This is a genomic window from Cronobacter sp. JZ38 (genome assembly GCF_008932145.1).
In the GTDB taxonomy this organism is placed as follows: domain Bacteria; phylum Pseudomonadota; class Gammaproteobacteria; order Enterobacterales; family Enterobacteriaceae; genus Cronobacter; species Cronobacter muytjensii.
In genome coordinates, this window is sequence record NZ_CP017662.1 from 544,296 (window position 1) to 557,845 (window position 13,550).

Consider the following 13,550-nt stretch of genomic DNA (forward strand, 5'->3'; position numbering starts at 1 on the left):
GTTGTGAATACATTAACCCTCGTTTTAACGGCAGTAGGGTCCGTTTTACTTCTGTTGTTTTTAGTGATGAAGGCGCGAATGCACGCCTTCGTGGCGCTGATGGTGGTGTCCATCGGTGCCGGGCTTTTCTCCGGCATGCCGCTCGATAAAATCGCCGCCACCATGGAAAAAGGCATGGGCGGCACGCTCGGTTTTCTGGCCGTCGTCGTGGCGCTGGGCGCCATGTTCGGCAAAATCCTGCATGAAACCGGCGCGGTCGACCAGATTGCGGTCAAAATGCTGAAATCGTTCGGCCATAGCCGGGCGCATTATGCGATTGGTCTTGCGGGCCTCATCTGCGCGCTGCCGCTGTTTTTCGAAGTGGCGATCGTATTGCTGATTAGCGTCGCGTTTTCGATGGCGCGCCACACCGGCACCAACCTGGTGAAGCTTGTGATCCCGCTGTTCGCAGGCGTCGCCGCCGCTGCCGCGTTCCTGCTGCCGGGGCCTGCGCCAATGCTGCTTGCCTCCCAGATGCACGCCGATTTCGGCTGGATGATTTTAATCGGGCTGTGCGCCGCCATTCCGGGCATGCTGGTGGCCGGGCCGCTGTTTGGCAATTTCATCAGCCGTTATGTGGAACTGCATATTCCTGACGATATCAGCGAACCGCATCTGGGCGAGGGCAAACTGCCGTCTTTTGGCTTTAGCCTTGCGCTGATCCTGCTGCCGCTGGTGCTGGTGGGTCTTAAAACCATCGCCGCGCGCTTTACCGAGCAGGGCTCCACGCTCTACGAATGGCTGCAGTTTATCGGCCATCCGTTTACCGCGATTCTGGTCGCGTGCCTGGTGGCAATTTACGGTCTGGCGCGTCGTCAGGGCATGGAAAAAGAGAAGGTCATGGCGGTCTGCGGCCAGGCGCTGCAACCGGCGGGCATTATTCTGCTGGTGATTGGCGCAGGCGGCGTGTTCAAACAGGTGCTGGTGGATTCCGGCGTCGGCCCGGCGCTCGGCGCAGCGCTGACCGGCGTGGGCCTGCCGATTGCCGTCACCTGCTTTGTGCTGGCGGCGGCGGTGCGCATTATTCAGGGCTCCGCGACCGTGGCCTGTCTCACGGCCGTCGGGCTGGTGATGCCGGTTATTGAACAGCTTCACTTCTCCGGCGCGCAGCTTGCGGCGCTGTCCATTTGTATCGCGGGCGGCTCGATTGTGGTGAGCCACGTTAACGACGCCGGGTTCTGGCTGTTCGGTAAGTTTACCGGCGCCACTGAAGGGGAGACCCTGAAAACCTGGACGATGATGGAAACGCTGCTCGGCACCACCGGCGCCATTGTCGGGATGATCGCGTTTACACTACTGTCCTGATAACGATTTCTTCGATATTACCCGGCGGTTTTTTGTCAGCCTTAAGCCTTCTCCCGGGGGCAGGGCTGACAATAAAAGGGCTTCCCAGTGGAAGCCCTTTTTTTACCCCTTCATCCACGCCCGGATGCCGTCCAGGAACATCTGGGTGGCGAGCATCACCAGCACCAGGCCCATCAGGCGCTCCAGCGCGTTCACGCCTTTTTCACCGAGCAGGCGCAGGAACAGCGACGACTGCAACAGGATGGCGAACGTGCCGCCCCAGGCGAGCAGCAGCGCGATAACCAGATGCCCCATCTGGTTCGGATACTGGTGCGAGAGCAGCATGAGCGTCGCGAGCAGCGTTGGGCCCGCCACCAGCGGGATCGCCAGCGGCACGATAAAGGGCTCTTCGCCCGCAGGCAGGCCGGTGCTGTTGCCCTCCTGGCTTGGGAAAATCATTTTGATAGCAATAAGGAAGAGAATAATGCCGCCGGAAATAGAGACGGTTTCCGCGCGCAGGTTCAGGAACGCGAGGATTTTCTCGCCCGCGAACAGGAAAATAAGCATCAGCAGCAGCGCGATAAACAGCTCGCGCACCATAATCGCCCGGCGGCGTTTCGGCTCGGTATGCTTGAGCACCGACATGAAAATCGGCAGGTTGCCCAGCGGATCCATAATCAGGATCAGCAGGACGGCGGCGGAGAGAATGTCATTCATGAAAAGAGTCCTGATAACGGTAAACGCGACGCCTGATTAGCTCTGTTTCTGATGTTCAGACGATCATTGATTAATTTCACTTGCCACTTTAGCTGCATTTTGTATGGTGAAAGTATCTACGGGTATCTCCCGACACGCACACAAAGCACATCTCGCAGGAACACGGGTTATGAAAAATGTTGGTTTTATCGGCTGGCGCGGTATGGTCGGCTCTGTACTCATGCAACGCATGGTGGAAGAGCGCGATTTTGACGCCATTCGTCCTGTCTTTTTCTCTACTTCCCAGCTCGGCCAGCCCGCGCCCGCTTTCGGCGCACAGGGCGGCGGCACGCTTCAGGACGCTTACGATCTTGACGCGCTGAAGGCGCTGGACATTATCGTGACCTGCCAGGGCGGCGATTATACCAACGAAATCTATCCAAAGCTCCGTGAAAGCGGCTGGCAGGGTTACTGGATTGACGCGGCGTCTTCACTACGCATGAAAGACGACGCCATTATTATTCTCGACCCGGTGAACCAGCATGTGATTACCGACGGCCTGAATAACGGCGTGAAGACGTTTGTCGGCGGTAACTGCACCGTCAGCCTGATGCTGATGTCGCTGGGCGGGCTGTTCGCGGAAAACCTGGTGGAGTGGGTTTCTGTCGCGACTTATCAGGCGGCGTCCGGCGGCGGCGCGCGCCATATGCGCGAACTGCTGAACCAGATGGGCCTGTTGCAGCAGCACGTCGCGGCGGAACTGGCCGACCCGGCCTCCGCCATTCTTGATATCGAGCGGAAAGTCACGGCATTGACCCGCAGCGGCGACCTGCCGGTGGATAATTTCGGCGTACCGCTGGCGGGCGGCCTTATTCCGTGGATCGATAAACAGCTCGATAACGGCCAGAGCCGAGAAGAGTGGAAAGGCCAGGCGGAGACCAACAAAATTCTCGGCACCTCGTCGGTTATCCCGGTCGATGGCCTGTGCGTGCGCATCGGCGCGCTGCGCTGCCACAGCCAGGCGTTTACGCTGAAGCTTAAAAAAGATGTCTCGCTGCCGACTATCGAATCGCTGCTGGCGGGCCATAACGACTGGGTGAAAGTGGTGCCAAACGACCGCGATATCACCGTGCGCGAACTGACGCCTGCGGCGGTCACTGGCACGCTCAGCACGCCGGTCGGACGCCTGCGCAAGCTTAACATGGGGCCGGAGTATCTCTCCGCGTTCACGGTCGGCGACCAGCTCCTCTGGGGGCCGCCGAACCGCTGCGGCGTATGCTGCGTCAACTGGCTTAAACAAAAAGAGCGCTTCGGCGCTCTTTTTTTATCTGCGTCACTAAAGAAAAGTCGAATGTTTCATATTTTCTGAGGGGTAACGGAATCCCCTGGCTATGCTTAACACAAGGCGGGATATCCTCGTCATACTTCCAGGTGGAACGGCACAGCTCAAGGAATGTTTCAGGCTTTGCCCGTTCAGGTCATTAAGAGTGTCGCTACCGGACGCGCAGGCGTAAGGCTGGAATGGGGCGGCACCAAATAAACAGGATGATAACCATGTCTGATCGTGTCTCAAGAGACGTGATTAATGCGCTGATCGCGGGCCATTTTTCGGATCCTTTCTCCGTTCTGGGCATGCACACCACCGAGGCCGGGATTGAAGTCCGCGCGCTGCTTCCCGACGCTACCGAAGTCTGGGTCATTGAACCTAAGACCGGGCGTAAAGTGGGCAAGCTGGAGTGTCTGGATTCTCGCGGTTTCTTCAGCGGCGTGATGCCGCGTCGTAAAAACCCATTTCGCTATCAGCTGGCCGTGATCTGGCACGGCCAGCAGAATCTGATTGATGATCCTTATCGTTTCGGGCCGCTGTTGCAGGAGCTGGATGTCTGGCTGCTGTCCGAAGGCACCCATCTGCGGCCTTATGAAACGCTCGGCGCGCACCCGGACACGATGGACGGCGTCACCGGCACGCGTTTCTCCGTCTGGGCGCCGAACGCGCAGCGCGTCTCCGTGGTGGGACAGTTCAACTATTGGGATGGCCGCCGCCACCCGATGCGGCTGCGTAAAGAGAGCGGCATCTGGGAGTTGTTCATCCCCGGCGCGCACAACGGCCAGCTCTACAAATATGAGATGATCGACGCCAACGGTCATCTGCGCATGAAATCCGACCCGTACGCGTTTGAGGCGCAGATGCGCCCGGAAACCGCGTCGCTTATCTGCGGGCTGCCGGAAAAAATAGCGCCCAATACGGCGCGTCAGGACGCTAACCGTTTCGACGCGCCCATTTCCATTTACGAAGTGCATCTCGGCTCCTGGCGTCGTCATACCGACAACAACTTCTGGCTGAGCTACCGGGAGCTTGCCGACCAGCTGATCCCTTACGTGAAGTGGATGGGCTTTACCCATATCGAACTGCTGCCGGTGAATGAACACCCGTTTGATGGCAGCTGGGGCTATCAGCCGACCGGTCTGTACGCGCCCACCCGCCGTTTCGGCACGCGCGAAGAGTTCCGCTATTTTATCAACGCCGCGCACGCCGCCGGGCTGAATGTCATTCTCGACTGGGTGCCGGGGCATTTCCCCTCCGATGATTTCGCGCTGGCGAATTTCGACGGCACCGCGCTTTATGAGCACGGCGACCCGCGCGAAGGCTATCACCAGGACTGGAACACACTGATTTACAACTATGGCCGCCGCGAAGTGAGCAACTTCCTGGTGGGCAACGCGCTGTACTGGACCGAGCGTTTCGGCATCGACGCGTTGCGCGTAGACGCCGTCGCCTCGATGATTTATCGCGACTATAGCCGCAAAGAGGGCGAGTGGATCCCAAACCAGTACGGCGGGCGTGAAAATCTCGAAGCAATGGAGTTCCTGCGCAACACCAACCGCATTATCGGCGAGCAGGTAAACGGCGCGGTGACCATGGCCGAGGAGTCCACCGATTTCCCGGGCGTCTCCCGTCCGCCGTCTGCGGGCGGTCTCGGCTTCTGGTACAAGTGGAACCTGGGCTGGATGCACGACACGCTCGACTACATGAAACTCGACCCGGTTTATCGCCAGTACCATCACCACAAAATGACTTTCGGGATGATTTACAACTACACCGAAAACTTCGTTCTGCCGCTGTCGCACGACGAAGTGGTGCATGGCAAAAAATCGATTCTCGACCGTATGCCCGGCGATGCCTGGCAGAAGTTTGCCAATCTGCGCGCCTACTACGCCTGGATGTGGGGTTTCCCGGGCAAAAAACTGCTGTTCATGGGCAATGAGTTTGCGCAGGGGCGCGAGTGGAACCACGACGCCAGCCTCGACTGGCATCTGCTTGAAGGCGATGACAACTGGCACCACGGCGTGCAAAGACTGGTGCGGGATCTCAATTCCACCTATCGCCACCACAAAGCCCTGCATGAACTTGATTTCGATCCCTATGGCTTCGAATGGTTGGTGGTAGAGGATAACCAGAACTCGGTATTTATCTTCGTGCGCCGCGATTCGCAGGGGAATGAAATCATCGTCGCCAGCAACTTTACGCCGGTGGTGCGTCACAACTATCGCTTCGGTATTAACCAGCCGGGCGAGTGGAGTGAAATCCTCAATACCGACTCGCAGCACTACCACGGCAGCAACGCCGGTAACGGCGGTAAGGTGCGCAGTGAGGCTATTGCAAGCCACGGACGCGACAACTCGCTCTCCCTCACGCTGCCGCCGCTTGCCACTATCTGGCTGGTCAGAGAGGCAGATGATGCAGCTTAACGCAGGCCGTTCCGCTCCGCCTGGCGCCTGGTTTGACGGCGCAGGCGTGAATTTCACGCTGTTTTCCGCGCATGCGGAAAAGGTGGAGCTGTGCGTGTTTGACGACAGCGGCAACGAATCGCGTTATGCGCTGCCCGCCCGCAGCGGCGATATCTGGCACGGCTATCTGCCCGGCGCGCGGCCTGGCCTGCGTTACGGCTACCGCGTGCATGGCCCGTGGAACCCTGCGCAGGGTCATCGCTTTAACCCGGCCAAACTGTTGCTCGACCCCTGCGCCCGCGGTGTGGAAGGGGATGTCGTGGACGACCCGCGCCTGTATGGCGGTATCGACGCGCCGGACCCGCGCGACAACCGCGACGTGATGCCCAAAGCGGTGGTGATGGACGACCGTTACGACTGGGAAAACGACGCGCCGCCCGCTATCCCCTGGGGCGAAACGGTGATTTACGAGGCGCACGTACGCGGCTTAACGCGCCTGCACCCGGCTATCCCGCCCGCGCTGCGCGGCACTTACGCGGCGCTCGGCCACCCGGCGATGATCGCCTGGTTTCAACGGCTCGGTATTACCGCCCTGGAGTTACAGCCGGTGGCGAAATTTTGTAGCGAGCCGCGCCTGCAACGCCTCGGCCTTGCCAATTACTGGGGATATAACCCGCTCGCACTCTGGGCACCCGAGACGCGCTACGCCTCGCAGCCCACGCCGCAGGCGGCATTGAATGAGTTTCGCGACGCGGTTAAAGCGCTACACAACGCGGGTATTGAGGTGATCCTCGACGTTGTGCTCAACCACAGCGCCGAACTGGATCTCGAAGGACCGACCTTATCCCTGCGCGGAATTGATAACCGTAGCTATTATTGGTTACAGGACCATGGCGATTATCACAACTGGACCGGTTGCGGTAACACGCTGAACCTGAGCCATCCGGCGGTGGTGGATTACGCCATGGGCTGCCTGAAATTCTGGGTGGAGACGTGCCATGTCGACGGATTCCGGTTTGATCTGGCGACCGTGATGGGCCGCACGCCAGCGTTCCGTCAGGACGCGCCGCTTTTCGAGGCGATGCGCCGCGACCCGACGCTCTCTGCCGTGAAGCTTATCGTCGAGCCGTGGGATATCGGCCCAGGCGGTTATCAGGTAGGTAACTACCCGCCGCCGTTCGCCGAGTGGAATGACCGTTTTCGTGACGATATGCGCCGCTTCTGGCTGCGCCGTGAATCAGGGCCTGGCGAATTCGCCACCCGCTTTGCCGCATCGGCGGATGTGTATCGCCGCGACGGGCGCGAGCCGTGGGCGAGCGTCAACCTGGTGACAGCGCATGACGGTTTTACGCTACGCGACTGCGTGTCGTTCAACGGCAAACACAATGAAGCCAACGGCGAAGATAACCGCGACGGCGCGTGGGAAAACCACAGCAATAATCACGGTTATGAAGGCCTGGGCGGCGGGCAGAGTATTCAGGACGCGCGGCGCGCCAGCGCGCACGCGTTACTGGCGTCGCTGCTGCTGTCGCAGGGCACGCCGATGCTGCTGGCGGGCGATGAACACGGTCACAGCCAGCATGGCAATAACAACGCGTATTGCCAGGATAACGAACTGACCTGGTTTGACTGGTCGCAGGCTGACGAGGGGCTTGTCTCGTTTACCGCCGCTCTGATCCGCCTGCGCAGGCAGATCCCGGCCCTGACCGCCGCATCCTGGTGGGAAGAGCACGACGGCAATGTCCGCTGGCTGAACGCCGCGGGCGTGCCGATGCGGCCTGAGGAGTGGCACAGCGGCACACGCTTGCTGCAAATCCTCTTGTCCGATCGCTGGCTTGTTACCCTTAACGGCCACGATGAAGTAAGCGAGATCGTATTACCTGAAGGGGAGTGGCGCGCCGTTCCCCCATTTGCCGGAGAGGATAATCCGGTTGTCATGGCTGTATGGCATGGGCCTGCGCACGGTGTGTGCGTCTTCCAGAAGTCATAAACAGGAGTTCGTCATGGTCAGGCTTGAAAAGAAAGATCCGTTAATGCTGGCAAGACAGTTGCCATTGAAATCCGTGGCGCTGATCCTGGCTGGTGGTCGCGGTACACGGTTGAAAGATTTGACCGCGACCCGCGCCAAGCCCGCCGTTCATTTCGGCGGTAAGTTTCGCATTATCGACTTCGCGCTCTCGAACTGCATCAACTCTGGCATTCGTCGTATCGGGGTTATCACGCAGTATCAGTCGCATACGCTGGTGCAGCATATCCAGCGCGGTTGGTCGTTCTTCAGTGAAGAGATGAACGAGTTTGTCGATCTTCTGCCCGCGCAGCAGCGCGTACACGGCGAAACCTGGTACCGCGGCACCGCTGACGCAGTGACCCAGAACCTCGACATTATCCGTCGCTATAAAGCGGAGTATGTGGTCATCCTCGCAGGCGATCATATCTACAAGCAGGACTACTCGCGGATGCTTATCGACCACGTCGAGAAAGGCGCGCGCTGCACGGTGGCCTGCCTGCCAGTGCCGGTGGCTGAAGCGAGAGCCTTCGGGGTGATGGCGGTTGATGAGAACAGCAAAGTTATCGATTTTGTGGAAAAACCGGCGAACCCGCCGTCCATGCCGGGCGACGATACTAAAGCGCTCGCCAGCATGGGGATCTATATTTTTGATGCCGACTATCTTTATGAGTTGCTGGAAGAGGATGACAAAAACGAATCCTCCAGCCACGACTTCGGTAAAGACATTATCCCGAAAGTGACGTACAGCGGCGAAGCCTACGCGCATCCGTTCCCGCTCTCGTGCGTCCAGTCTGATCCGAATGCGGAACCGTACTGGCGCGATGTGGGAACGCTGGAGGCGTACTGGAAAGCGAACCTCGATCTCGCTTCGGTGACGCCGGAGCTTGATATGTACGACCAGGACTGGCCTATCCGCACGCACATGGAGTCGCTGCCGCCAGCCAAATTCGTGCAGGACCGCTCCGGCAGCCACGGCATGACGCTGAACTCGCTGGTTTCCGGCGGCTGCATTATTTCCGGCTCGGTGGTGGTGCAGTCGGTACTGTTCCCGCGCGTGCGCGTGAACTCGTTTTGCAATATTGATTCCGCAGTGCTGCTGCCCGATGTCTGGGTTGGCCGCTCCTGCCGCCTGCGTCGCTGCATTATCGACCGGGCCTGTGTTATCCCTGAAGGCATGGTGATTGGCGAAAACGCCGAAGAGGATGCTCGCCGTTTCTACCGTTCCGAAGAGGGCATTGTATTGGTGACCCGCGACATGCTGGCGCGTTTGTCAGACTGAGTCGCACAAGGATTAAGTGCGCACGGACGATGGTTTCCGCGCGTGATGTTTCGCGTTCGGCGCGCCTGTTGCGCTGTGACATTCAACGGGAGAGATAATGCAGGTCTTACATGTATGTTCTGAACTTTTTCCGCTGCTGAAAACCGGTGGGCTGGCGGATGTCCTTGGCGCGTTGCCTGCTGCGCAGATTGCTGACGGCGTGGATACCCGCGTATTGCTGCCGGGCTTCCCCGATCTCCGTCGTGGCGTCGCGGATGCCAAAGTGATTACGCGTCGCGATACCTTTGCCGGGCGTATCTCTTTGCTATTTGGACATTTCAACGGGGTCGGCATCTATCTTATCGACGCGCCGCACCTCTATGACCGTCCGGGCAGCCCGTATCACGACACGAATTTATACGCGTACGCCGATAACGTGATTCGCTTTGCTCTGCTGGGTTGGGTGGGCAGCGAAATGGCCGCCGGGCTGGACCCGTTCTGGCGCCCGGATATTGTACACGCGCACGACTGGCATGCGGGCTTAACGCCGGCGTATATGGCGGCGCGCGGTCGTCCGGCGAAATCGGTGTTTACGGTGCATAACCTCGCCTACAAAGGCATGTTTTACGCGCATCACATGGATGAAATCGGACTGCCATGGTCGATGTTTAATATGAACGGCCTGGAGTTTAACGGTGAGATCTCGTTCCTTAAAGCGGGCCTCTACTATGCCGATCATATTACGGCGGTGAGCCCGACTTACGCGCGTGAAATCACCGAACCGCAGTTCGCTTACGGGCTGGAGGGGCTGCTCAAACAGCGCCACAGCGAAGGGCGGCTGTCGGGTATTCTGAACGGGGTCGACGAGAACATCTGGAACCCGGCGCATGATTTGCTCCTCGCGTCGCGCTATACCCGCGATACGCTGGAGGAGAAAGCGGAAAACAAACGCCAACTTCAGATAGCGATGGGCCTGAAGGTGAATGACAAAGTGCCGCTCTTTGCGGTGGTCAGCCGCCTGACCAGCCAGAAAGGGCTGGATCTGGTGCTGGAGGCGCTGCCGGGGCTGCTGGAGCAGGGCGGGCAACTGGCGTTGCTCGGCGCGGGCGATCCGGTGTTGCAGGAAGGCTTCCTCGCCGCCGCCGCAGAACATCCGGGCCAGGTCGGCGTGCAGATAGGCTATCACGAGGCGTTCTCACACCGCATTATGGGCGGCGCGGATGTGATTCTGGTGCCGAGCCGCTTCGAGCCGTGCGGGTTGACGCAACTCTACGGCCTGAAGTACGGCACGCTGCCGCTGGTGCGCCGCACCGGGGGGCTTGCGGATACCGTTTCCGACAGTTCGCTGGAAAACCTGGCGGACGGCATCGCCAGCGGTTTTGTGTTTGAAGACAGTAACGCCTGGTCGCTGTTACGGGCTATCCGGCGCGCTTTCGTGTTGTGGTCCCGTCCGTCTCTCTGGCGTTTTGTCCAGCGCCAGGCCATGGGGATGGATTTTAGCTGGCAGGTCGCGGCGAAGTCATACCGCGAACTTTATCAACGCTTGTTGTAAAGGAACACGTCGATGAATGAACCCTTTAGCTATGCTTCGCCAACCCTGAGCGTGGAGGCGTTAAAACACTCTATCGCCTATAAGCTGATGTTCACCATCGGTAAAGATCCCGCCATCGCTAATAAACATGAGTGGCTGAACGCCACACTGTTTGCGGTGCGCGATCGCATGGTGGAGCGCTGGCTGCGCTCCAACCGCGCGCAACTCTCGCAGGAAGTGCGTCAGGTCTACTATCTGTCGATGGAATTTCTGATTGGCCGCACGCTCTCTAACGCGCTGCTGTCACTCGGCATTTATGAAGATGTGCAGAACGCGCTGGAGGAGATGGGGCTGAACCTGGAGGAGCTCATCGACGAAGAGAACGACCCGGGCCTCGGCAACGGCGGTCTCGGGCGTCTTGCCGCCTGCTTCCTCGATTCGCTGGCGACGCTCGGCCTTCCTGGGCGCGGCTACGGCATTCGCTACGACTACGGCATGTTCAAGCAGAACATCGTCGACGGGCGTCAAAAAGAGTCCCCGGATTACTGGCTGGAATATGGCAACCCGTGGGAGTTTCAGCGCCATAACACGCGCTATAAAGTGCGTTTCGGCGGCCGCATCCAGCAGGAAGGCAAAAAGACCCGCTGGGTAGAAACCGAAGAGATTATCGCCGTCGCGTGCGACCAGATTGTTCCCGGCTACGATACCGACGCCACCAATACGCTGCGCCTCTGGAGCGCGCAGGCGAGTAGCGCCATTAACCTCGGTAAATTTAATCAGGGCGACTACTTCGCAGCGGTGGAAGATAAAAACCACTCCGAAAACGTGTCGCGCGTCCTCTATCCGGACGACTCCACCTATTCGGGGCGCGAGTTGCGCCTGCGCCAGGAGTATTTTCTGGTCTCCGCCACGGTGCAGGACATTTTAAACCGCCACTTTATGCTGCATAAAACCTACGCCAACCTGGCGCAGAAAGTGGCGATTCACCTCAACGACACCCACCCGGTGCTGTCGATTCCTGAGCTGATGCGTCTGCTTATCGACGAGCATAAATTCGGCTGGGACGAAGCATTTGAGGTGACGTGCCAGGTCTTCTCCTACACCAACCACACGCTGATGAGCGAGGCGCTGGAGACATGGCCGGTGGATATGCTCGGTAAAATCCTGCCGCGCCATCTGCAAATTATTTTTGAAATCAATGACTACTTCCTGCGTACCGTTCAGGAGCAATACCCGAACGATACCGGGTTGTTGAGCCGCGTATCGATTATCGACGAGTCGAGCGGGCGTCGCGTACGCATGGCCTGGCTTGCGGTGATTGTGAGTCACAAGGTCAACGGGGTGTCGGAGCTGCACTCCAATCTGATGGTGCAGTCGCTGTTTGCGGATTTCGCGGCCATTTTCCCGATGCGCTTTACCAACGTGACCAACGGGGTGACGCCACGCCGCTGGCTGGCGCTGGCGAACCCGGCGCTCTCGGAAGTGCTGGATGAGAACATCGGGCGCACCTGGCGTACCGATCTCAGCCAGCTGAGCGAGCTGGAGCAGCATATCGACTACCCGACGGTGAACCAGCAGGTGCGCGAGGCGAAGCTTGAAAATAAAAAGCGGCTTGCGATTTACATCGCGCAGCACCTTAACGTGGTGGTGAACCCCAAAGCGCTGTTTGACGTCCAGATCAAACGTATTCATGAGTACAAACGTCAGCTGATGAACGTGCTGCACGTGATCACGCGCTACAACCGCATCAAGGCCGATCCGGACGCTGACTGGGTGCCGCGCGTCAATATTTTCGCCGGTAAAGCCGCCTCGGCCTATTACATGGCGAAGCATATTATTCATCTGATTAACGATGTGGCGAAGGTCATCAACAACGATCCGCAGGTTCACGATCGGCTGAAGGTGGTGTTTATCCCGAACTACAGCGTCAGTCTTGCGCAGCTCATTATTCCGGCGGCAGATCTCTCTGAGCAGATTTCGCTTGCGGGCACCGAGGCGTCCGGCACCAGTAACATGAAGTTCGCGCTCAACGGCGCGCTGACGATCGGCACGCTCGATGGCGCGAACGTTGAAATGCTGGAGCACGTTGGCGAAGAGAATATCTTTATCTTCGGCAACACGGCGGATGAAGTGGAAGCGCTGCGTCGCGTCGGTTACAAACCGCGCGAGTTCTACGAGCAGGACGAAGAGCTGCGCCAGGTGCTGACCCAAATCGCCACCGGCGTATTCAGCCCTGAAGAGCCGGGCCGCTATCGTGATCTGGTGGATTCACTGATTAACTTCGGCGACCACTATCAGGTACTGGCGGATTTCCGCAGCTATGTGGATTGTCAGGACAGCGTCGATGAACTCTACCGCCAGCCGGAGGTGTGGACCACGCGTGCGATGCACAACATCGCCAACATGGGCTATTTCTCCTCTGATCGCACGATTCAGGAGTACGCGGAAAATATCTGGAACATTACGCCCGTACGGCTGTAAGATCCCGGCATTATCAACGCAACCAGAGTGGCGACACTCTGGTTTTTTTATGGATCTGAAAGGCAAGGATGAGGCAGAAAACAACATGGACGGGCGCGCTGCTCGTTTCGCTGATAGGTGCGCCGCTGCTGGCGCAGGTGTATGGGGCGGTGGCAGATATCGTGCTTTCCGGCGCGCTGCGCACGTTCGCTTCTGACAGCGTCGGCATTATTGTGCTGGCGCTGCTACAGATCCTGTCGCTGGCGTTATTAGGCAAACATCAGGCGCGGCGGCGGCCCACGGGCGAGTACGCGTTCTGGGCCGCGTTTGTCTGGTATCTGCTGTGCGCGGCGGCGTTTAGCGCGCAGGCGTCATTTTTACCCGCGCCGCCGCCCGGCGCGCTGCTCTTTTTCGGCTGGTGCCCGACCGCCTACTGGGGAATGATCATGGAAGGTTTCCCCTTCGAATGGCCGCTGTGGATCCCCGCGCTGGCGCAGAGTATTTTGCTCGCCGGGTTTTATTATGGACGCTGGCGCGCCAGATAA

8 protein-coding genes and 1 pseudogene are annotated in these 13,550 nt (G+C 58.9%); 8 read left to right on the forward strand and 1 reads right to left on the reverse strand.

Annotation, left to right across the window (positions count from 1 at the left end; all coding sequences use genetic code 11):
- Window positions 1-3 precede the first annotated feature (3 nt).
- Window positions 4-1,344 carry a gluconate transporter gene (gene gntU / locus BJP61_RS02500; protein WP_038867017.1) on the forward strand — a complete coding sequence of 447 codons (1,341 nt, stop codon included), beginning with the start codon at window positions 4-6 and terminating at the stop codon, window positions 1,342-1,344.
- A 102-nt stretch (window positions 1,345-1,446) separates the two neighbouring features.
- Here gntU and BJP61_RS02505 read toward each other — a convergent pair whose 3' ends face one another.
- Complete coding sequence (locus tag BJP61_RS02505) at window positions 1,447-2,040, reverse strand: YhgN family NAAT transporter (RefSeq protein ID WP_038867019.1); 594 nt, start codon at window positions 2,038-2,040, stop codon at window positions 1,447-1,449.
- Window positions 2,041-2,209: 169 nt separating this feature from the next.
- On the opposite strand from BJP61_RS02505, the pseudogene asd reads away from it, so the two are divergent.
- The 7 genes and pseudogenes from asd (at window position 2,210) to BJP61_RS02540 (ending at window position 13,550) form a co-directional block, all read left to right on the forward strand.
- Window positions 2,210-3,315, forward strand: a pseudogene (asd, locus tag BJP61_RS02510) (aspartate-semialdehyde dehydrogenase).
- A 258-nt stretch (window positions 3,316-3,573) separates the two neighbouring features.
- A complete protein-coding gene (gene glgB, locus BJP61_RS02515) occupies window positions 3,574-5,769 on the forward strand; it encodes a 1,4-alpha-glucan branching enzyme (protein WP_038867024.1) in 2,196 nt (731 codons plus the stop codon).
- A complete protein-coding gene (glgX, locus tag BJP61_RS02520; RefSeq protein WP_171997786.1) occupies window positions 5,756-7,738 on the forward strand; it encodes a glycogen debranching protein GlgX in 1,983 nt (660 codons plus the stop codon). Before glgB ends, glgX begins: the two co-directional genes overlap by 14 nt.
- A 13-nt stretch (window positions 7,739-7,751) precedes the next feature.
- Window positions 7,752-9,035, forward strand: a complete 1,284-nt coding sequence (gene glgC, locus BJP61_RS02525; RefSeq protein ID WP_032805004.1) for a glucose-1-phosphate adenylyltransferase — start codon at window positions 7,752-7,754, stop codon at window positions 9,033-9,035.
- 97 nt (window positions 9,036-9,132) lie between these two features.
- The gene (gene glgA / locus BJP61_RS02530; protein WP_038867026.1) at window positions 9,133-10,566 is read left to right on the forward strand and encodes a glycogen synthase GlgA; all 1,434 of its coding nucleotides are present in this window, start codon (window positions 9,133-9,135) and stop codon (window positions 10,564-10,566) included.
- A 12-nt stretch (window positions 10,567-10,578) separates the two neighbouring features.
- The gene (glgP, locus tag BJP61_RS02535) at window positions 10,579-13,026 is read left to right on the forward strand and encodes a glycogen phosphorylase (RefSeq protein WP_038867027.1); all 2,448 of its coding nucleotides are present in this window, start codon (window positions 10,579-10,581) and stop codon (window positions 13,024-13,026) included.
- A gap of 68 nt (window positions 13,027-13,094) precedes the next feature.
- Complete coding sequence (locus BJP61_RS02540; protein WP_171997787.1) at window positions 13,095-13,550, forward strand: hypothetical protein; 456 nt, start codon at window positions 13,095-13,097, stop codon at window positions 13,548-13,550.